The organism is Thioalkalivibrio sp. HK1 (assembly GCA_000583135.1).
In the GTDB taxonomy this organism is placed as follows: Bacteria; Pseudomonadota; Gammaproteobacteria; order HK1; family HK1; genus HK1.
Genome location: JFBG01000011.1, coordinates 39,451 through 61,159 on the forward strand (window position 1 = coordinate 39,451; position 21,709 = coordinate 61,159).

The following is a 21,709-nucleotide window of genomic DNA, read 5'->3' on the forward strand; positions in this document are numbered from 1 at the left end:
GGAAGGAGATCGATCCTCGTAGGAGGTCCTAGATACCGAGCCTTTTCAAGATTTCCTGCTGCGCCGAAACGATCGGCTCCCCCGGAGCGGGGGATTGGCGTTTCCAAGAGCCATCCGCTTCGAGGATCCAAGATTGGATATTGTCTTTCAAGTAGATGGCGAGTTCGTCGTCGAAGACTTGGCGGCGCAAGGATTCGTCGAGGATCGGAAAGCAAGTTTCGACCCGTTGGATGAGATTGCGGTTCATCCAGTCCGCGCTGGCGGCGAAAAGTCGGTGATCGCCGTCGTTTTCGAAGAAAAACACTCGACTATGTTCCAAGAATCGGCCGACGACGGAACGCACCTCGATATTGTCGGAGATGCCCGGGATCCCGGGGCGTAATCCGCAGACCCCGCGCACGATCAGAGATATCCTCGCCCCCGCTTGCGAGGCGCGATAAAGGGCGCGGATGATCCTCGGCTCGGTCAGTGCGTTCATCTTGGCGATGATGCGACCGGGCACTCCCGAGCGCGCGATATCGGCCTCGCGCCGGATGAATTCCAGCAATCCATCGTGCAAGGTGAAGGGGGATTGGAGGAGTCTTGTCAGGTGCGAGGCTTGGCCCAATCCGGTCAGCTGCATGAAGATCTCGTGCACATCCTTGCCGATTTCGGGGTCCGCGGTCAAAAGGCCGATATCGGTATAGCTGCGAGCGGTAACCGCGTGGTAGTTGCCGGTGCCGAGATGGACATAGCGCCGCATCCGATCCCCCTCCCGGCGGACGATCAACAGCATCTTGGCGTGGGTTTTATAGCCCACCACCCCGTAGACGACATGCGCTCCGGCCTCTTTGAGCTTCTCGGCGAGGGAGATATTCGCTTCCTCGTCGAAGCGAGCGCGCAGCTCGATGCAGATGGTCACTTCCTTGCCCGCGCGCGCGGCGGCCACGAGGGCATCGACCAGCGCCGATTTCGCGCCGACGCGGTAAAGGGTCTGTTTGATTGCGAGAACGTCGGGGTCGGCGGCGGCTTGCCGGACGAGATCGATCACCGGGGCGAAGGACTGAAAGGGGTGGTGCAGCAGGATATCCCCGGCCGCGATGATATCGAACAGACGGGTGTTTCGGCCTTGGCCGATGCGCGCCGGGAGCCCGGGGGTGAAGGGCGGGTATTTTAAATCCCTCCTTTCCACCAGATTGGGCAGCGCGCGCAGCCGATGCAGATTGACCGGGCCGTTGACGCGGAACACCATCTCCTTCGCCAAGCCGAATTGGCGCATCAGAAACTCGACGAGATCGTCGGGGCAGTTATCGGCCACTTCCAGCCGAACCTCCTCGCCGTAGCGTCTCGAAGGGAGTTCGCCGACCAGTGCCCGCATCAGATCGTCCACCTCTTCGGTATCCACGAAAAGATCGCTGTTGCGGGTCACTCGAAATTGATAGCAGCCGATGATCTCCATGCCGGGGAAGAGATCCGAAACATGGGCATGGATGACGGAGGACAGGAAGGCGAAATCGTGGCGCTTCGATCCCTCTTCGCCATGATGTGTGGCGTCGCTGAGTTTGATCAGCCTCGGCAGCAGGCGCGGGGCCTGCACCACGGCCATTTCCCCGGCTTGGCCGAAGGCATCCTCCCCTTTGAGGGAGACGATGAAATTGAGGCTTTTATTGAGGATCGAGGGGAAGGGGTGAGCGGGATCGAGTCGGATCGGGCTGACGATGGGCAGGATCCGATCGTCGAAATACTTCTTGATCCAAGCGGTTTGCGCTTCGCTCCACTCCATGCGTCGCACGAAGCGGATTCCCTCTCGCTCCAAAGCCGGAAGGATGTCTTCGTTCAAAAGCCGGTATTGATCGGCGACCAGAGCGTGGGCCTCGACGCCGATTCGAGCGAGGGTCTCGGTCGGGGACAATCCGTCCGGGGTGTTGCGGGCGGCGCCGTAGCGGATTTGATGGATCAATCCTGCGACCCGAACTTCGAAGAATTCATCGAGGTTGGAACAGGAAATGCACAGGAATTCCAGCCGTTCCAACAAGGGGGTGTTCAAATCGCAGGCTTGCTCGAAGACCCGGCGATCGAAGGCCAGTTTTCCGAGCTCGCGGTTGATATAGAAATCCGGATTGTCGAGCGAAGGCGGTTCCATGAAAGCCATCCTTGGGCATCGATGATGCAAAGCCTTGACCATCGAGTGAAAAGAATAGACCGATCGATGCCTTGCGTGCATTTCGAAGGACTTCGGGATCGGCTTTTATTCGGCCTTTATACTGCCCTTATAGTTCAATCCCGTCAAAGGGGATTTTTTGCTCCGAGATATCGAGGATGAACCGAACAAGGAGGTTAGAGATGAAAAACCCTGCAGCCGAGCGCCGGATGACCGCGGCGGATTTCGATCAGGAGTTGCTGGATCTCTATGATTTTTACGCCCACGGCAAGATCACCAAGCGCGAGTTCCTCGATCGAGCGGGCAAATTCGCCTTGGGCGGGGTGAGCGCGGTGACGCTTTTGAGCATGCTCTCTCCGGATTATGCCTTGGCCGAGCAGGTCGGCTTCAACGATCCCGACATCACCGCCCGGTACATTACCTATCCCTCCCCCGCAGGTCACGGTGAGGTGCGCGGCTATCGGGTGGCGCCGGCGAATGTCACCGATCCCCGGCCTGCAGTGGTGGTGGTGCATGAGAATCGCGGCCTGAATCCCTATATCGAGGATGTGGCGCGCCGAGTCGCCAAAGCCGGATTCATCGCTCTCGCTCCGGATGGGCTGACCAGCGTGGGAGGGTATCCGGGCAATGATGCCGACGGGCGCGAGCTGCAACGCACGGTCGATCGCGAGAAGTTGATGAACGATTTCTTCGCGGCCTATGAATTCCTTGGCAAGCACTCGGATACCACGGGCAAGGTCGGCTGTGTCGGCTTTTGCTATGGCGGCGGGGTCTGCAATGCGATGGCGGTGGCTTATCCCGAACTATCCGCATCGGTGCCTTTTTACGGACGCCAAGCGAGTGCCGAGGATGTCGTGCGCATCCAAGCGCCTTTGCTTTTGCATTATGCGGAACTCGACCAGCGAATCAACCAGGGTTGGCCCGCTTATGAAGCGGCATTGAAAGAGCATGGCAAGGCCTACACCGCGCATATCTACCCCGGTGTGAACCATGGCTTTCATAACGATTCCACACCCCGCTATGACGAGGCCGCAGCGGATCTCGCTTGGGAACGCACCATCGGGTTTTTCAACGAACATCTGATGTAGTGCGCTGGACGATGCGGCAGGTATCGAGATGAGCCGGTTTTGCGGCATCGCCTGTCGGCCATCGCCCCGATGCGCAAGGAGCCCTTTTCCGTGAGCGAAAAAGCCCATACCCAATCTGCGATGGCCGATCGGCCTTGGCATGACGTCTATCCCCCCGGCGTTCCCTTGGATATCGATCCGGATGCTTGGCCTTCTTTGGTTTCGATGATCGAGGATAGTTTTTCGCATTATGCGGATCGTCCGGCGTTCGAGTGCATGGGCCGGCGTATTTCCTTCGCCGAGATCGATCGCCTGTCGATGGACTTTGCTTCCTGGGCGAGCCGGTTGCCCAATATCGAAGCCGGAGATCGTATCGCTTTGATGCTGCCCAATATCCTTCAATACCCGGTGGCTCTTTTCGGCGCTTTGCGCGCCGGACTCGTCGTGGTCAATACCAACCCTCTTTATACCGCGCGCGAATTACGCCATCAACTGATCGACTCCGGGGCGAAGGTGGTGGTGGTGATGGAGAACTTCGCGCATACCGTAGCGGACTGTATCGAGGGTAGTGCGGTCGAGCATGTATTGGTGACGGGGTTCGGGGATATGTTAGGCGCCCCGAAGTCATGGTTCGTCAACCTCGCCTTGCGCCATATCAAGCGATTGGTGCCGCCTTTTTCGATTCCCGGATCGGTGGGTTGGCACCGGGCTCTCGCTGCCGGTCGCCGGGCCGGGGCGTTCACCCCGCCTTCCATCGCAGGCGACGATATCGCCTTCCTTCAGTACACCGGAGGGACCACGGGCGGGGCCAAGGGAGCCATCTTGACCCACCGCAATATGATCGCCAATGTTTCGCAGGTGGAGGTTTATTTCGCCCCCTTCGTGCGCATGGGCGAGGAGGTGATCATCACCGCGCTGCCGCTTTGTCATATCTTCGCCTTGACCGCGAACGGTCTCGCTTTTTTTCGTTTCGGAGCCCTGAATCTGCTGATCCCGAATCCACGCGATCTCGCCGCTTTCGTCAAAACCCTGTCTCGTCGGCGATTCAGCGCGATGACCGGTGTCAACACCCTTTTCAACGGGTTGATGAACACCCCCGGATTTTCCCAGATCGACTTTTCCGACCTGCGTTTGGTGGTCGGCGGCGGCATGGCGGTACAAGAGGGTGTGGCGAGGCGCTGGAAGGAATCGACCGGCGTCGTTCTTCTCGAGGGCTACGGGCTGACGGAGGCCTCCCCGGCGGTATGCATCATGCCTGCCGACAGCGAGGCCTTCACCGGTTCGGCGGGCGTGCCCTTGCCGGGGACCGAGTGCAAGGTGATCGACGATAAGGGCATGGCCCCGGCTTCGGGCGAACCCGGCGAGTTATGCGTGCACGGGCCGCAAGTGATGCAAGGTTATTGGCAACGCCCCGAGGAGAGCGAGCGGGTCATCGACGAATCCGGCTGGTTGCGCACCGGAGATATCGCCACGATCGATGACAAGGGCTTCATCTATATCGTCGATCGCAAGAAAGACATGATCATCGTCTCCGGTTTCAATGTCTATCCGAACGAGGTCGAGGATCTGATCGCAAGCCACCCCGAGGTGCTCGAAGCGGGGGTGATCGGGGTCAAGGACGAGCAGGGCGAGGAGTCGGTGAAAGCGATCGTGGTCAAGCGCTCCCCGGGGCTGACGGAAGAGGCGTTGCGCGCTTATTGCCGAGAGCGCGCCGTCGGCTATAAATGCCCTCGCCATATCGAATTCGTCGATAGTCTGCCCAAGAGCCATGTCGGCAAGATACTGCGGCGGGATTTGCGGCCATCGACCTGAAAGACGGGTCGATCCGAAAAGCGAGCAAGCGGCGAGCGGCAAGGCCGCCGAAGACCCAAGGATTGCCGACCTTCGAACGGTCTTCAATCGATCTTTTTCAGGCTTCCATGACTCGAGTCTTTGCGGATCGAGTCTTTCGGACCGGGAATGCCATGATTATCGAAGATCACCCATCCGATTCGTTCGGGGGCGCAAGGCGGTATCCATCATCGTCTTGAATCAGCACCGTGCCTTGTTCGTACCAATCCCCCAATACGATCCGCTTTGCCGGTCCCGAAGGGGTGTTCAAGTCATGGATCGCCGGACGATGGGTATGACCGTGGATCATCAGCGTCGATTCGTGCTGCGCAAGGGTGCGCACCACCTCTTCGGGGGTGACATCCATGATATCCTCCGGTTTCAGTCGAGAGCGGGATGTCGATGCGCTGCGCAGGCCTTGGGCTTCTCGTATGCGCGTTTCCATCGGTAGCGAGAGGAATCTGCGTTGATTGTCGACATCGCGGGTATAGCGCCGGAAGGCTTGGTATTCGATATCCCGGGTGCATAGCGAATCGCCATGGAGGAGAACCACCGGCTCGGCGGCGATATCGGCGATGAAGGGCTCGGTGAGGAGGCGACAACCGGTGCGCTCGGCGAAATCGGATCCGAGCAGAAAATCGTGATTGCCGTGCATCGCATTGACCCCGATCCCGGCGCGAACGAGCGCGGCCAAGCCCGCCTCGATATCAAGATGGGGCGGCCGATCATCGTCATCGCCGAGCCATTGATCGAAAAGATCGCCCAAAATCCACAAAGACTCCGCTTTTCGTGCCGGTCCTTCCAAGAAGGCGAGAAAGGCGGCGGTCGCTTCCGGCCGCTCGGCGGCGAGGTGGACATCGCTGATAAAAAGATTCATCGTGAAGGAACTCGAAGACTCGACAAGTGAAGGAAAGAGCGGATAACGCCGCCGAGCGTATCGTTAGCGGCTTCGATCGGCATGGAACGATCGCCATCGACACTCGGAAGGTCTCGCCCCGAGTCGATAAGACGAGGAGGATCGAAAGACTTTTTCGTTCCATCTTCGTCTCATTGCGATATCGTATCGAGACCCCTTGATGTTTCCTTTCGAACGACACGGAAAACGAACTCGAGATGCTGCGAATCTACAACACCCTGACCCGAAAGCAAGAAGCGCTGCGCCCCATCGAACCCGGCCATATCCGGATCTACGTCTGCGGCATGACCGTTTACGACTATTGCCACTTGGGTCATGCCCGGGTGCTCGTGGCCTTCGACGTGGTCGTTCGCTATTTGCGAAGTCTGGGCTATCGGGTCACCTATGTGCGCAATATTACGGATATCGATGACAAGATCATCGCTCGCGCCAACGAAAACGGGGAGGATTTTCGGGAGCTGACCCGACGCTTCACCGAATTCATGCACGAGGATTGCCGAGCCTTGGGGACGCTGCCCCCGGATATCGAGCCCAAGGCGACACAGTATATCGATCGGATCATCGAGATGGTCGAGCGGCTCGTCGAGAAGGGGATTGCCTATCAAGGAAGTAACGGGGATGTCTATTACGACGTCAGCGCCTTTCCCGATTACGGCAACCTCTCGCATCGTCGCTTGGAGGATATGCGCAGCGGGGCGCGGGTCGAGGTCGACGAGGCCAAGGACGATCCCCTCGATTTCGTTCTTTGGAAATCGGCCAAGCCCGGGGAGCCGAGCTGGGATTCCCCTTGGGGATCGGGGCGTCCCGGCTGGCATATCGAATGCTCGGCGATGTCCACCGCTTGTTTGGGTGAGCATTTCGATATTCATGGCGGGGGGATGGATTTGCAATTCCCGCACCATGAGAACGAAATCGCCCAAAGCGAAGGGGCGACCGGTTGCAAGTTCGTCAATGTGTGGATGCACAACGGTTTCGTGCGTATCGACGATGAAAAGATGTCGAAATCCTTGGGTAATTTTTTCACCACTCGAAGCGTCTTGGAGCGCTATCCCGCCGAGGCGGTGCGTTGCCTGATGCTCTTGAGCCATTATCGAAGCCCGCTCAACTACTCCACCGAGCAGCTGGATCGGGCGACGGCGGCACTCACCAGGCTCTATACCGCCTTGCGCGGGATCGAGGATCGAGATATCGAAGATCGAGACGTCGAGAATCGAAAAGACATCGATGATGCATCGATGCCCCGAAAGGCCCCGGATGCGGATATCGCATCTTGGAAGGAGCGTTTTCACGAGGCGATGGACGACGATTTCAACACCCCCCAAGCGCTTTCCGTGCTATTCGAACTCGCTCGCGAAATCAATCGACTCAAGGAGGCGCAGCCCTCGGTCGCCCGAGCGTATGGACGCACCCTGCGCGGGCTGGCCGAAACCTTGGGCTTGCTCGGCGCCGACCCCGAATCCTGGTTGCGGGGGGATTGCCCCGATATCGACGAGGCCGAGATCGCGGAGTTGATCGATCAAAGAGCCGCCGCCCGGGCGCGCAAGGATTTCGCCGAGGCGGATCGCTTGCGGGAGCGGATAGAGTCCGCCGGTTTTTCGATCGAGGACGGCGCGCAAAAGACGACATGGCGTCGTGCGCGCCAAGGTGTCGATTGAGGAGATGTCGATTGAGAAGGTCGCTTTTTTGAAATCAGCCTCGACCGGCAATGATGACCGGCAATGATGACCGGCAATGATGAAAGGACAAAAATCCCTTTTTCGAATGCCCTTTCGAACGCTCTTCGGATATCCTTTCGATGCTTCTTCGGTGCTGTTTCGATGCATTGTCCATCGAATCCATTTGACCCATCGATGTCCGGCGAGTACCATTTACAGGGTCTTGAGCGGCGGGGCATGGCGCAGCCTGGTAGCGCACCTGCTTTGGGAGCAGGGGGTCGGGGGTTCGAATCCCTCTGCCCCGACCAATCGCTTTGTCGTTTCGATGAGGTGATGCGGGATCGTCGCTCTCGATCGAGAGATCCGCGCCCTTCGGCTCGATTTCGCTCGAATGCCGGCTGCACTGATCGCAGTCGACATCCGCTCATCGAAAGGCCTTGTCGCCGGACGGCCCAAGGGATGCAATGCAGGAGATATCATGCGCCCGTAGCTCAGATGGATAGAGCAGCGGCCTTCTAAGCCGCGGGTCGCAGGTTCGAATCCTGCCGGGCGTGCCATCGATGGCGCACGATCGTGGGGGCCTTTTGCGATTCGCCCGATCATCGCTTTGCGAAGGCTTTTTTATCGGATAATCCGAGACATGAATGTGCGTGGATGGATGCGGCGCTTGGATGCGAAGATCGTCGGCGAAGGGATGAGTGAAGAGAAGAGTGTTTCCTCGTCGAGCCCGAAATGATCTTGGCAGGTCTTGAGGCTTCGAATCGAGAAGTCGGGCATGGAATTCAAGACGGTTTCAATGGTGGGCGTAGCTCAGCTGGTAGAGCCCTGGATTGTGGCTCCAGTGGTCGAGGGTTCGAATCCCTTCGCTCACCCCATTGCGCGGCTTCGAAAGCCGCTTCGTTCGTTGCTCTCGTTAGGCGGCGCTTGGGTAAAAAACGATTGGCAAAAGAAGGGCCGTTAGCTCAGTTGGCAGAGCAGCTGACTCTTAATCAGCGGGTCCCAGGTTCGAGCCCTGGACGGCCCACCACCGTCATCGATACGACGGATATCGATGATGGCGTGGTGATCGTCCCTCGCAGATTTGCGATCGCCGAAGATCGAGGACGAAGTGCGAATCCCTTGCCTTGCAAATAGATCGATCCTTTATCGATGACACGATGCGAAAGTGGCGAAACTGGTAGACGCGCTGGCTTTAGGTGCCAGTGGGGTTATCCCCTTGAGAGTTCGAGTCTCTCCTTTCGCACCAACATCCTTCTTTAAGATGATCGACATTCCGATCATCTGACTTTCTTCCCCATCGCTTTTCCTTCCAAAGGGATTCGGATTCACCGATAAGCGAACCTTGATAGACGACGAGGCATTGACTCGGATGCAAGTGACAGTGGAAACGACCGAAGGCTTGGGGCGCCGGATGCGGGTGCAGGTTCCCGAGGAGCGTATATCGAGCCAGGTCGCGCAAAGGCTGGGGGAGTTGGCGAAGGAGAAGGTTCGCCTACCCGGTTTTCGACCGGGGAAGGTGCCTGCGAAGGTCATGGCTCGCCATTTCGGGGGCAGGATACGCAACGAGGTGATCGGCGAACTCCTGCAACAGACCTTCATTGCCGCCCTCGAACAAGAGAATTTGCGTCCCGCCGCCGTCCCGCATATCGAGCCCGATGATTCTTCCGCTTCCGGACTCAACTATGTCGCTACCTTCGAGGTTCTGCCCGAGATTCGTTTGGTGCCTTTCGAGGACTTGCGCATCGCCCGTCCGGTGGCATCGGTCGGGGAGGCGGATATCGATCGAGTGGTCGAGGCGATGCAAAAGCAGCGTCGAGTCTGGAAGGAGGTTCAGCGACCGGCGACGATGAGCGATCGAGTGACGGTAAGCAGGCAAATGTTATTCGAAGACGTGGGGAACGATCGGACCGAGGAAACCGAGGACGTGATCGATCTGGACGATGAAGAGACGATCTCCGAATTCAAGGACAATCTGATCGGGGCCGAAGCGGGGGACGAGCGATCCTTCGATATGGTCTATCTTCCCTCCGAACCTCCGCAGTTGACCGGGAAGACGGTGCGAATCGAGTTGAAAGTGCATCGGGTGGAAGAGGGAGAACTCCCCGCCTTGGATGAGCAATTCGCCGAGAGCTTCGGCGTCGCCGAGGGAGGAATGGATACTTTGCGAGCGGATGTGCGCCGAAATATGGAGCACGAGCTGGGAAACCGTATCGCCTCCTTGGTCAAGCGTCGCACCGTGGACGCCCTTTTAAACGCCAACGATATCGAACTTCCGCAGTCGATGGTGCAAGAAAGAGTCGAGGAAGAGATGAAGCACCGTCGCCAGTATTTGGAGCGAGCTGGAATTCCCGCCGATCGTTTGGATACTATCTTGCCCGATTCCGATGAATTGGTCCCCGAGACGGAGCGCCGCATCGCCACCGGATTGATCTTCTCCGAGATCGCTCGCGAAAACAACATCGAGGCGGATGGTTCGAGGGTACGAGATCGGGTGAAGGATATCGCCGCCACCTACCAAGACCCCCAAGCGGTCATCAACCGATACTACGCCGACGACAATCTCCTTGCCGGGGTTGAAAACGAGGTCTTGGAGCGGCAAATTGTCGATTGGATCGTCGAGCGCGCCGAAATCGATACCCAAGAGCTCTCCTTCGATCGGATCATGAAACCCGAGCCGAACTCGCCCGAAGAAGATGACGAGCGGGATTCGAAAGCGACAGGAGATACCCCACCGGCATGAAAACCATGAAAGACGAATCGACGCCGATGCACGCCCTCAATCTGGTGCCCATGGTGATCGAGCATACCGCTCGAGGGGAGAGGGCATTCGATATCTACTCTCGCCTGCTCAAAGAGCGCGTGGTTTTTCTATGCGGCGGAATCGACGATCTCGTTTCGAACGTAATCGTGGCCCAGTTGCTTTTTTTGGAGTCGGAAAACCCCGACAAGGATATCCACCTCTATATCAATTCGCCGGGAGGACATGTCACCGCCGGTCTTGCGATCTACGATACCATGCAATTCATCAAGCCCGCCGTCAGCACCATGTGCATCGGTCAGGCTGCGAGCATGGGTTCGCTGCTGTTGGCCGGGGGTGCACCGGGCAAGCGCTATTGCCTGCCGCATTCATGCATGATGATCCATCAGCCCTTGGGCGGATTCCAAGGTCAGGCATCGGATATCGATATTCATGCGCGCGAGATCTTGCGCACTCGAGAGCGCCTCGACAATATCCTTTCGATCCATACCGGTCAATCGATCGAACGCATTCGAGAGGATACGGATCGGGATCGTTTCATGCACGCGACCGAGGCCAAGGAATACGGGCTGATCGACGAGGTCCTCGAGCGGCGCGAGCTCCCTACGGGCTCGGGGCAAGAGGGCTAAGAGGGCTTTCGGGCGCGACTTCGAGATTTTCGCGAAATCGTCAATGATCGAGGTGATTCGATGGCGAACGAGAAAAAGGGTAGGGGAAGCGGTGAGAGAGTGCTTCGTTGCTCCTTTTGCAACGAGACTCAAGATAAGGTGCGCAAGCTGATCGCCGGCCCTCAAGCGCTGATCTGCGATGTATGCGTCTCTCGCTGCAACGATATCATTTTGGAGGAAGCCAAGAGCTCGCCCGAACAAAAAGAAGTCAAGCCCCCGGTGCCCAAGGAAATCAATCGGATATTGGATGAATATGTCATCGGACAATCGCATGCCAAGAAAGTGCTCTCGGTTGCGGTCTATAACCACTATAAAAGGCTGGCTTTGGAGACAACCGAGGAAAAAAGCGAGGTCGATCTTTCCAAGAGCAATGTATTGCTGATCGGCCCCACCGGTTGCGGCAAGACCCTTTTGGCCGAAACGCTGGCTCGGCTCCTTGACGTTCCGTTCGCCATCGCCGATGCCACGACCCTGACCGAAGCCGGTTATGTGGGCGAGGATGTCGAAAATATCATCCAGAAACTTCTTCAAAAATGCGATCACGATATCAAAAAGGCGCAAACCGGAATCGTCTATATCGACGAAATCGACAAGGTCGCGCGCAAATCGGATAATCCTTCCATCACCCGGGATGTCTCCGGCGAGGGAGTGCAGCAGGCATTGCTCAAGTTGGTCGAGGGTACGGTGGCATCCGTTCCTCCCCAAGGCGGGCGCAAACATCCGCAGCAGGAATGCCTTCAGGTCGATACATCCAATATCCTGTTTATATGCGGCGGGGCTTTCGACGGTCTCGATAAAATCATCGAGCGGCGCACTTCGCAACGAGGCGGGATCGGTTTCGGCGCGGATGTCAAAGGCGAGGGCGACTCGAAGCGGATCAGCGAGATCCTCTCCGAGGTCGAGCCCGATGATTTGGTGCGTTATGGATTGATCCCCGAATTCGTCGGCCGGTTGCCGGTGTTCACCGCGCTCGAAGAACTCGACGAGGAGCAGTTGGTATCGATCCTCACCGAGCCAAAGAATTCTCTGGTCAATCAATATCGAAAAATCTTCCGGATGGAGGGCGTCGATATCGAGTTCCGGGAGGAGGCGTTGCGCGCGATCGCCCGCAAGGCGGTGGATCGCAAGACCGGCGCTCGAGGCCTGCGCTCGATCATGGAGGGTCTTCTCCTCAATACGATGTACGGGTTGCCCTCGATGAGCGAAGTGGCCAAGGTCGTGGTGGAGGAGTCCACGGTCAAGGGAAAATCCGATCCGCTGCTGATCTACGAGGGCAGCTACTCCGCCGGCGCTCGGCTACAAATAACGAACGAATCGCATACTGCGCAACGAGCCGCCTCCGATTGAAAAATCCCTTATCGAATCGATTTCGAATGATCGAGGTCGCAATATCCAAGCCGAGTCCTCGCTTTTTTTGGCTTTTTTCGCATTCGCAAAGGTATCGCCCTCGGATGCAGCGAAGCCTCGATGAAGGGCAAGGGACTTGGGGCCGGTGTCGAGCCGATGTGGGCGAAGTCCGGGCCGAAAATCATCGAGGCGAAGCCCCGGCGGTCCCTCTTCTTATGCAAGGCGGATCGAGTCCCGGGGATAAGGGGTTGAAATGCCCTCGATGCGGCATCATCTGATTTTTTGCAAGAATGTGCATCGATCCGATCCGGCGGGATTTCAAAAGAGGATCAAAGAGCATCGGCGAGATGGTTCGAAGGTAGCGAGTATGATGGCAATCGACGGGCGAAGGTTTTTCGAAACGAACACGCAGGCGATGAACACGTCATGACGCCATCGTTTGAGATGGCGATCTTGAAACACTCTCTTTCGATCAAGACAGCGATGAGGTATCGAATATGATCCCCGTGCTTCCCTTGCGGGATGTCGTCATCTTTCCGAATTCGGTCACTCCTCTTTTCGTCGGGAGGCCGCGTTCCATCAAGGCTCTGAATCGGGTGATGCAGGAGGATTCCCGACAGGTCTTTCTCGTGGCGCAAAAGGACGGGGCCAACGAGGATCCCGATGCCGGGCATGTGCACGATGTCGGCACGGTGGCCACCATTTTGCACATGCTCAAGATGTCCGATAGCACGGTCAAGATCATGGTGCAAGGCCAATACCGGGCCCGGGTCGAGACCTACGACGATAGCGGTGATTTCCTCTCGGCCCAAGTTTCGGCCCTTGAATTGCCGACCGAGGATCCACAGGAGATCGAGGTTCTGGCGCGCTCGTTGTTGACCCACGTCGAGCAATACGCTCAGCTCAATAAAAAAATGCCCTCGGAGATCGTGGCCACCCTGTCGAGTTATGACGATATCGAAAAGCTCATCGACAATACCGCCACCCATATCAATATCCGCACCGAACACAAGCAGGCGGTTCTCGAGATCCCCTCGGCGCATGAAAGGCTCGGTTATCTGATCGCCCGTATCAACGAGGAAATCGAGCTCTTGCAGGTCGAAAAGCGGATTCGCGGGCGCATCAAGCAGCAGATGGAGAAAAGCCAGCGCGAGTATTACCTCAACGAGCAGATGAAGGCGATCCAAAAAGAGCTGGGCGATGAGGAAAGCGTCAACGAGAACGAGGATCTGGCAAAGAAAATCAAATCATCGGGGATGCCGAAAGACGTTCGCGAGAAGGCCAAGGGCGAACTCGACAAGCTCAAGATGATGTCGCCGATGTCCTCCGAGGCCAATGTCGTGCGCAGCTATATCGATTGGTTGATCGGTGTTCCTTGGAAAAAGCGCACCCGCATCGGGCACGATATCAACAAGGCGGAGGATGTCTTGGAGGCGGATCATTACGGGCTCGAGAAGGTCAAGGAGCGTATCTTGGAGTATCTTGCGGTTCAAAGCCGAGTCAAGAAAATCAAGGGTCCGATCTTGTGTCTGGTGGGCCCGCCGGGGGTCGGAAAGACCTCTTTGGGCAAATCGATCGCTCGGGCGACGAGCCGGAAATTCACCCGCATGTCGCTCGGAGGAGTGCGCGACGAGGCCGAGATTCGCGGGCATCGGCGGACCTATGTCGGGGCTCTTCCCGGAAAAATCGTGCAGAACCTCGCCAAGGTCGGGGTGCGCAATCCTCTTTTCCTTCTGGACGAGGTGGATAAGATCTCGATGGATTTTCGAGGCGATCCATCGTCGGCGCTGCTCGAAGTGCTCGATCCCGAGCAGAATCATGCCTTCAACGACCATTATCTGGACGTCGATTACGATCTCTCCGAAGTGATGTTCGTGGCGACGGCCAATACCTTGGATATCGCCCCGCCGCTATTGGATCGCATGGAGGTGATCCGTCTTTCGGGCTATACCGAGGACGAGAAACTCAACATCGCCGAGCGCTATCTTCTGCCGAGGCAGAAAGAGGATGCGGGACTCGAAGACAACGAGCTCGATCTCACCTCCGATGCGATTCGCGATATCGTGCGCCACTATACCCGCGAGGCCGGGGTGCGGGGCATCGACCGTGAAATCGCCCGTATCTGCCGCAAGGTGGTCAGAAAGAAGGTTTCGGGGGAGGAAAAGAAAGGGAAAATCCTCGTCGAGCCTTCGAATCTCGAGGAATATCTCGGGGTGCGCAAATATCGCTTCGGGCACAAGGAAGAGGAGAATCGAGTCGGTCAGGTGACCGGTCTTGCTTGGACCGAGGTCGGGGGTGATTTGTTGACCATCGAAGCGGCGGTGATCCGCGGTCGGGGGCAGGCGCTTTATACCGGTCAGCTCGGCGAGGTGATGCAAGAATCCATCCAAGCGGCGATGACCGTCGTTCGCTCCCGTGCGAATGTTCTTGGCATTGCCCCGAAATTCTATCAGCGCCAAGATGTGCATATCCACGTGCCCGAAGGGGCGACTCCGAAGGATGGCCCGAGTGCGGGCATCGGCATGTGCACCGCGTTGGTTTCCGCGCTCACCGGAATCGCCGTGCGATCCGATGTGGCGATGACCGGAGAGATCACCTTGCGCGGGGAAGTGCTGCCCATCGGTGGTTTGAAAGAAAAACTGCTCGCCGCCTTGCGGGGCGGGATCAAGATGGTGTTGATCCCCGAGGAGAATGTGCGCGAACTGCCGGAAATCCCCGACAATATCAAGGATCACCTCGATATTCGTCCGGTGAAGTGGATCGATCAGGTTCTCGAACTCGCATTGGTCAGCCAACCGTCGGCCGATGCCGATATCATCGCCGGTCCCGTTCCGGATTCCACCGAAGGAAAAGAGGCGGGTATCGAGCGAGGCTTGACCGCCCATTAGAAAAAGCGAAAAAAATTCATCGATCCCCTTGCGCAACCGGCCCGAGATCGTCTAATATTAAGCCTTGGATGGGATTGACGATTCGAAAACGGTATCTTTCGCAGCGAATCCGAAGGGCCGGATTTCGAGAACAAGGATGGCTTCGGTTTTCGTCGATGCACATGAGCTTCGGGATTCGAAAGGGAAATCTCGAAAGGGAAATCTCGAAAGGGAAATCTCGAAAGGGAAATCCTAAAAGAGATCTCACCGAAGACCCATGGTAAAAAAGCGGACGGTAAAAAACGGATGCCGAGATAACAAGGGTGCTTAGCTCAGATGGAAGAGCGTCGCCCTTACAAGGCGAAAGTCGGGGGTTCAAATCCCTCAGCACCCACCAGATTTTTCGTTTTATCGGAGTGGTAGTTCAGTTGGTTAGAATACCGGCCTGTCACGCCGGGGGTCGCGGGTTCGAGTCCCGTCCACTCCGCCAATCTTCCCCCTTCTAGATAAGGATATTGGAAGAGGGTCGCCTGAGATGGTTCGTCGATCTCAGGCGAAGGGGCTTGATTGCGGTGTCGAAAAAAACCTTTATCGAGGCATCGGGATTCGATCGATCAAGATTCGCCAAGCGATCGCTCTCGTTCTTGTTACTATCCTTGCCATCCCACTTGCATCGGAAAATCTCTCATGCTTCAGTTCATTCGTGACAAGGCGACGGGCTGGGTTGCCTGGGCGATCGTCATCATGCTGACCATCCCTTTCGCTCTTTGGGGGGTCCATCAATATTATGTACCCCCGGAAGGGGGGTATCAGCCGGTCGCCATCGTCAATGGCGATGAAATCTCCTATTACACGCTTCGGGGTCTTTATGACAATCGCCGACAGCAGATGCGTCGATCCGATCCGAACGCCTACCTCACCGAGGAAGAGCAAGCGGCCGAACGCCGGGATATTCTGGATGAGCTGATCGATTATCAGGTGATCATCGATACCGGGTCCGGTGCCGGCATGCGGGTCAGCGATGTTCGCTTGAGCGAGAGCATCAGGGAGGGGAGCGGTTTTCGATCCGGCGGAGAGTTTTCCCGCGAGGTCTACGAGAACGTCATACGCAACCAAGGGATTTCCGTCGGACAATACGAGGAAGATCTGCGAGAGAGCTTCTTGCAATGGCAGGTCGTATCCGGAATCGTGGGCGCCGGTTTTATTTCATCCACCGAGCTGAACGATTATCTGCGTATCGAGGGGCAAAAAAGAGATTTCTCCCTTTTGACCTTGCCCGTCATCGAGCCCGATGACGGCGAACGGACCGACGAAGAATCCCTCGATGAAGCCGCGATACAGGCTCATTTCGAGGACAACGGCGATACCTATATCGTTCCGGAGCGAGTGCGGCTTCGCTATGTCGAAATATCCAGAGACGAGATTGCCGCCGCCATCGATACCGATGACGAGGAGCTGCGCGCCCATTACGAAACGAGGAAGAGGGAATTCGTGACCGAGGAGACCCGTAATGTCTCCCATATCCTGATATCGCTCCCTTCCGATGCCGATGACGAGGCGGAAGAGAAAGCGAAGGAGGATCTGGTTGCCATTCGGGATCGAATCGTCGCCGGTGAATCGTTCGAGGATTTGGCGACAGAACTCTCGCAGGATCCCGGATCCGCCCAATCCGGCGGCGATCTCGGAGTGGTGGAGCGCGGGGTGATGGATGCCTCTTTCGAGGCCGCGGCATTCGCGTTGGATGCCGATGCCCTCAGCGATCCGGTTCGTTCGCTGTTCGGTTGGCATCTGATCAAGGTCACCGCGATCAACGAAAAGCAGGTCACCCCTTTCGAGGAAGTCCGAGAACAGCTCCTCGAAGAGTATCGACAACGCGAGGCGGAGGATCTTTATGCCGAGAATGTGGATACCTTGGCGAACCTAAGCTATGAAAATCCGGAATCGTTGGAAGTGGCGGCGGATGAGCTTGGCCTCGAGATCAAGGAAAGTGATTACATCGGCCGCAGCGGACCGATCAGTGATCCCGAGGATAACGATAGTTCCGCCATTTCCCACCCCCGGATATTGGAAGCCGCCTTCTCGGAGGATGTTCTCGAAGGAGGCAATAACAGCGACATGATCGAATACGAACCGGGGAAGGTCGTGGTTCTGCGTACTTTCGATCGCCAAGCCGAGCGCAGGCAATCGCTGGACGAGGTACGGCAAGAGGTCATCGATTCCCTCGAAGCCGAGCGTGCGAAGGACCGAATCGTCATGCAAGGGCGTCGAATCCTTGCGGATCTGCGAGGAGGGAAGGATCCCAAAGAAGTGGCCGAAGAGGTGGAGTTGGAGTGGAGTGTCCATGAGGGTGTGGAGCGCTCGAGCTTCGAACTCTCGGAGATGCTGATCGAAGCCGCTTTTCGCATCCCCAGACCAGAAGCGGAAGACGCCCCGCAATTCGACGGTATCTATGATCCCGATACCGGGGAGTATCTCCTGATCTCTCTTTCTGCGGTCATCGATGGGGATTCGGATGCGATGGAAGAAGCGCAAAGGGATACGACAAAAGAGCGATTGGAAGGCGAGATCGGGCAGGGGATGTATGATGCCTTTTTGAGCAGTCGGCGCAAGGTGGCCCATATCGAGATATTCGAGGAAAATATCGACGGCGATCTCGCATCGCCGAGTTTCTAAGCGGGTATCCTTCGGCGCCAAAAAAAGCGGTGCCAATCTAGGTGTTGGCCGGGCCAAGGCTTGGATACCGGTTCATTGACAGGCCTTTTTTCGAAGGGCTTGTCGATACTCGATCGATATCGAGACCATCGGACACCTTGCATCATCGAGATTTGTCGAAGATGATGGGAAGAAGACGGCTTTTATCCAAGCCGAGTCGGCCGAAGGTGGAGGAAGAGCCAAGGCGAAAAGAGCCGAGGCGGTCAATATAGAAGATAGAAAAATAGAAGAGGGATTATCTATCCTTGGCGATTGAAAATCATCATCCGAAAAAGATTCTCCTACTTCGATAAAAAATATCTTGAAAAAGCGGTGATGAAGTCAAGCGCCAAGTTTCCAAATACTCTATCCCGACTCGTATCAATCCAGATTCCGACGTCTTCGATAATCGATCCATCGTCGATGGATTCTTGCGTTTCAGCCGATGCGACCCGAGCGGCCGGAGCGTCGGAAACGTTTTTTGAGAAAGGTCATCTGATCGGCCAAGATGCGGCGATTGGAGAGCACCAGATATTCCGCCCGGTTGGGGGTGTAGGGGATCGCCAACAGATTCATTCCGGCCTGATCCGGGGTGCGCGCTCCCTTGGCGTGATTGCAAGCGCGGCAGGCCGCCACCACGTTGATCCAGCAATCCTTGCCGCCTTGAGAGAGAGGGATCAGATGATCTCGGGTGAGGAGTTGTGCAGGGAATTCGTTGCCGCAATACAGGCAAAGATGGTCGTCGCGCAAGAAGAGTTCCCGATTCGATAGCGGGGGTGTGAGGTGCTCGCCCTCGCCCTCTCGATCCTTTCCTTTGACGGCGACGATGGAACTGACGGTGATCCTCGATCGATGCCCGGTCAATCGATTGATTCCGCCTTTGAAGGTGAACGAGCGTTCTCCGGCGGACCAAGCGACCATCTCTCTCGACATCAGCACCACCGCCGTTTGCCAAGGGATCCAACGCAAGGGGCGGCCGGCGATATCAAGCCGAAGGATCAGGGGATTGTGGTTGGGGCTCATGGTCGAAAGGGCCATCGAAATTCTCTCCTCGCAGAATGGATATCGAGTGCCGTGACAAAGAGCATGCTTTAGGGCCGGGCTTTTTTCAAAGATGTGGACCGGACCTGGGCGGGTTATGGTGTTTCCGCGTAACGCGCGATACAGGCCAGTATTTCCTCTCGCGCCGCTTCCACACCGACCCAACCGTCGACGCGTACCCACTTCCCGGCTTCGAGGTCCTTGTAGTGCTCGAAGAAGTGCTGAATCTGATCCAGCAGCGAGTTGGGTAGATCCCGAGCCGTGTTCATCTGTCGATAGAGATCCGTCAGATCGTCTGACGGTACGGCCAGGATCTTCGAGTCTGGCCCGGCTTCATCCGTCATACGCAGCATGCCGACGGGCCGGGCCCGAACCACCGAGCCGCTGATCAACGGGTAGGGGGATGCGACGAGTACGTCCGCCGGATCACCGTCTTCGGCGAGCGACTGCGGCACGTACCCGTAGTTACACGGGTAGTGCATGGCGGTTCCCATGAAGCGGTCGACGAACACGGCTCCCGTGTCCTTGTCGACCTCGTACTTCACCGGATCGCTTCTCAACGGGATCTCGATGATGACATTCACTTCGTCCGGCACGTTTGCGCCGGGCCCTACCTGATGCAGCGGCATTCTGGTGGTTCTCCGATATGACTTTAATCCTTACTTGTTGGCGATGAGATCGTCGACCATGGCGGGCGTCAAGCCCCCATGATGCCGAAACCGGCATCGACATGCACGATCTCCCCGGTGATGCCGCTGGCCAGATCCGAGCATAGAAAAGCCGCAACATTGCCGACTTCGTCGATGGTGATATTGCGCCGAAGGGCGGCGGTGGCGGCGGCGGTATCGAGCATCGACCGAAAGCCGGTGATCCCCGATGCCGCCAATGTTCGGATCGGGCCGGCGGAAATGGCATTGACCCGAATCCCTTCGGGACCCAAGGCGGCGGCCATATAACGAACATTGGCTTCCAGGCTCGCCTTGGCCGCCCCCATTACATTGTAGTTGGGGATGGCCCGCTCCGCTCCGAGGTAGCTCAAGGTCAACAAGGAGCCCTTTCGTTCTTGCATCATCGGGCGTACGGCCTTGGCGACGGCGGCGAAGCTGTAGGCGCTGATATCGTGGGCGATCGCATGCGCTTTCCGATCGAGGGATTCAAGATAATCGCCTTGCAAGGATTCGCGCGGGGCGAAAGCCACGGCATGGACCACGATATCCGTTTCACCCCAGTGATTGTTCAGGCTCTCGAAAGCGCCGTCGATGGAGGCATCGCAGCCCACATCGCATTCGACCAAGAGACTCGCCTGGACCTCGGCGCCCAAAGGTTCCACCCGCTGACGCAGGCGCTCGTTTTGGCAGGTCAGTGCGATCTTCGCCCCCTCCCGGTGCATCGCGCGGGCGATTCCGAAGGCGATGGAGCGGTTGCCGGCAACGCCCATGATCAGGGCGCGCTTGCCTTCGAGAAAGGGCATGGGGGGTCTCCTTAAGGGGCGGCGGTGATCGGGCAGGGGATCCGGGCAATAGCGATGTGCTTTTACCTATACCCCGTTTTTCCTTGGCTCATGATATCTCGATTCGATGATCGATCGAGATTGTATCGCTCCGATTAAACCTTTTTCTCAAGGCAATGCGACTCGGAATCGAGCGTGAGACTTATCAAGGGATGGATGGGGGCGGGCGGGGCGTTAGGTTATCGGCACGCTACTTGATCTTGCCTCGAGGACCGGATGCATGAGGGTTGAAGGCATCGTGTAGACCCTCCCCGACCAAGTTGAAAGCGAGAACCACAGCGAAAATCGCCAATCCGGGGATGAAGAAGAGCCAAGGGGCATCGAAAATGTAATTCTTGCTGTCGGCCAAGATGCTCCCCCAAGTGGCGAATGGGGGTTGCACCCCGAAACCCAAGAAACTGAGTGCGGATTCGGTGAGGATGGCGCCGGAGATGGCGATGGTGGCGGTGACCAATACCGGTCCGAGTGTATTCGGCAAGCAATGAACGATGAGGATGCGCCATTTACCGATCCCCAAGGCGTGGGCGGCGGTGACGAAATCCCGCTCGCGCAGAGTCAGCAGCTCCCCTCGAACCAAGCGGGCGGTGCCCATCCAACTGGTCAATCCGATGACGATCATGATATTCCAGATGCTCGGTGAAACCAAGGCGATTACGGTCAGGATCAAGAAGAAGGTCGGGAAGCAGAGCATGATGTCGGTGAAGCGCATCAGCAGGGTATCCAAGGTGATGGGGCCGATGCGACGATCCCCGAAATATCCCGCGGCGCCCCCGATCAGCACCCCGATCCCGATGGCGATCCCGACGGCCACGAATCCGATCAAAAGCGCGATCGGGGTTCCTTGCAGCATGCGGGCCAAAATGCAGCGACCGAGATGATCGCTTCCGAGCAGGTAGTGCCCGAAGAGCGGGCGATCCTCCGCCGCGACCAGATCTGAAACGACATGCAACGGTGGGCGCAATGTATCGACCAAGCGTACCGTGGCGGGATCGAGGGCCGGCATCCAAGTGGTCGCGATCTGCCCGATCACCGCGATCAAGACGAGCATCACCAGTACGATCAGTCCGCCCAAGGCCAAGGGATTGCGGCGGATACTGCTAAGGATATCGTTCCCCGGCGATGCGCTCTCCTCGGTGAGCGATTTCGAAGCGTTCCCGGCCTCTCTGTTGAGGGTGTAGGGGAGATCATCGCCAACCGTTCGATCGTTTCGCATGATCCG

The 21,709-nt window shown here is 57.3% G+C and carries 14 protein-coding genes and 7 tRNA genes; 15 read left to right on the forward strand and 6 right to left on the reverse strand.

What is annotated here, in order from left to right; all coding sequences use genetic code 11:
• Positions 1-28: 28 nt before the first annotated feature.
• Positions 29-2,122, reverse strand: a complete 2,094-nt coding sequence (ppk1, locus tag BF99_RS0103685; protein ID WP_025769808.1) for a polyphosphate kinase 1 — start codon at positions 2,120-2,122, stop codon at positions 29-31.
• Between the two features lie 200 nt (positions 2,123-2,322).
• Here ppk1 and yghX point away from each other — a divergent pair, with 200 nt between their 5' ends.
• The gene (gene yghX, locus BF99_RS0103690) at positions 2,323-3,228 is read left to right on the forward strand and encodes a YghX family hydrolase (protein WP_025769809.1); all 906 of its coding nucleotides are present in this window, start codon (positions 2,323-2,325) and stop codon (positions 3,226-3,228) included.
• A gap of 90 nt (positions 3,229-3,318) precedes the next feature.
• Positions 3,319-5,019: an AMP-binding protein gene (locus BF99_RS0103695; RefSeq protein WP_231471298.1), complete on the forward strand. Its 1,701-nt coding sequence runs from the start codon at positions 3,319-3,321 to the stop codon at positions 5,017-5,019.
• A 166-nt stretch (positions 5,020-5,185) separates the two neighbouring features.
• Here the strand turns inward: BF99_RS0103695 and BF99_RS0103705 are convergent, their stop codons facing one another.
• Positions 5,186-5,914, reverse strand: a complete 729-nt coding sequence (locus BF99_RS0103705; protein WP_025769811.1) for a UDP-2,3-diacylglucosamine diphosphatase — start codon at positions 5,912-5,914, stop codon at positions 5,186-5,188.
• Between the two features lie 236 nt (positions 5,915-6,150).
• Between BF99_RS0103705 and cysS the strand changes: the two genes are divergently transcribed.
• The 13 genes from cysS to BF99_RS20145 all read left to right on the forward strand — a co-directional run bounded on the left by cysS (position 6,151) and on the right by BF99_RS20145 (position 17,921).
• On the forward strand, positions 6,151-7,608 hold the full coding sequence (gene cysS, locus BF99_RS0103715) for a cysteine--tRNA ligase (protein ID WP_025769812.1): 1,458 nt from the start codon (positions 6,151-6,153) through the stop codon (positions 7,606-7,608).
• Positions 7,609-7,839: 231 nt separating this feature from the next.
• Positions 7,840-7,916 (forward strand) — tRNA-Pro (locus BF99_RS0103725).
• A 172-nt stretch (positions 7,917-8,088) separates the two neighbouring features.
• Positions 8,089-8,165, forward strand: a tRNA-Arg gene (locus BF99_RS0103730).
• Between the two features lie 242 nt (positions 8,166-8,407).
• A tRNA-His gene (locus tag BF99_RS0103740) sits at positions 8,408-8,483 on the forward strand.
• A gap of 76 nt (positions 8,484-8,559) precedes the next feature.
• A tRNA-Lys gene (locus BF99_RS0103745) sits at positions 8,560-8,635 on the forward strand.
• Positions 8,636-8,767: 132 nt separating this feature from the next.
• Positions 8,768-8,854, forward strand: a tRNA-Leu gene (locus BF99_RS0103750).
• 96 nt (positions 8,855-8,950) lie between these two features.
• Positions 8,951-10,348 carry a trigger factor gene (gene tig / locus BF99_RS0103755; protein ID WP_156013148.1) on the forward strand — a complete coding sequence of 466 codons (1,398 nt, stop codon included), beginning with the start codon at positions 8,951-8,953 and terminating at the stop codon, positions 10,346-10,348.
• Positions 10,345-10,995 carry an ATP-dependent Clp endopeptidase proteolytic subunit ClpP gene (clpP, locus tag BF99_RS0103760; RefSeq protein ID WP_025769814.1) on the forward strand — a complete coding sequence of 217 codons (651 nt, stop codon included), beginning with the start codon at positions 10,345-10,347 and terminating at the stop codon, positions 10,993-10,995. Before tig ends, clpP begins: the two co-directional genes overlap by 4 nt.
• Before the next feature lie 60 nt (positions 10,996-11,055).
• Entirely contained in the window at positions 11,056-12,381 is a 1,326-nt protein-coding gene (clpX, locus tag BF99_RS0103765; protein WP_025769815.1) for an ATP-dependent Clp protease ATP-binding subunit ClpX, read from the forward strand.
• A gap of 497 nt (positions 12,382-12,878) precedes the next feature.
• Positions 12,879-15,269, forward strand: a complete 2,391-nt coding sequence (lon, locus tag BF99_RS0103780; RefSeq protein ID WP_025769817.1) for an endopeptidase La — start codon at positions 12,879-12,881, stop codon at positions 15,267-15,269.
• Between the two features lie 300 nt (positions 15,270-15,569).
• Positions 15,570-15,645: transfer RNA gene (locus BF99_RS0103795), tRNA-Val, on the forward strand.
• Positions 15,646-15,661: 16 nt separating this feature from the next.
• A tRNA-Asp gene (locus BF99_RS0103800) sits at positions 15,662-15,738 on the forward strand.
• Between the two features lie 197 nt (positions 15,739-15,935).
• A complete protein-coding gene (locus BF99_RS20145) occupies positions 15,936-17,921 on the forward strand; it encodes a SurA N-terminal domain-containing protein (protein ID WP_051482765.1) in 1,986 nt (661 codons plus the stop codon).
• A 456-nt stretch (positions 17,922-18,377) separates the two neighbouring features.
• On the opposite strand, the gene BF99_RS0103815 is transcribed toward BF99_RS20145, so the two are convergent.
• From BF99_RS0103815 to BF99_RS0103835, 4 genes are all read right to left on the reverse strand, one after another.
• The gene (locus tag BF99_RS0103815; RefSeq protein WP_025769819.1) at positions 18,378-18,977 is read right to left on the reverse strand and encodes an HNH endonuclease; all 600 of its coding nucleotides are present in this window, start codon (positions 18,975-18,977) and stop codon (positions 18,378-18,380) included.
• 98 nt (positions 18,978-19,075) lie between these two features.
• Entirely contained in the window at positions 19,076-19,609 is a 534-nt protein-coding gene (gene ppa / locus BF99_RS0103820) for an inorganic diphosphatase (RefSeq protein WP_025769820.1), read from the reverse strand.
• Positions 19,610-19,677: 68 nt separating this feature from the next.
• On the reverse strand, positions 19,678-20,451 hold the full coding sequence (locus tag BF99_RS0103825; RefSeq protein WP_025769821.1) for an enoyl-ACP reductase FabI: 774 nt from the start codon (positions 20,449-20,451) through the stop codon (positions 19,678-19,680).
• 229 nt (positions 20,452-20,680) lie between these two features.
• Positions 20,681-21,703: an ABC transporter permease gene (locus tag BF99_RS0103835; protein ID WP_025769822.1), complete on the reverse strand. Its 1,023-nt coding sequence runs from the start codon at positions 21,701-21,703 to the stop codon at positions 20,681-20,683.
• Positions 21,704-21,709 lie beyond the last annotated feature (6 nt).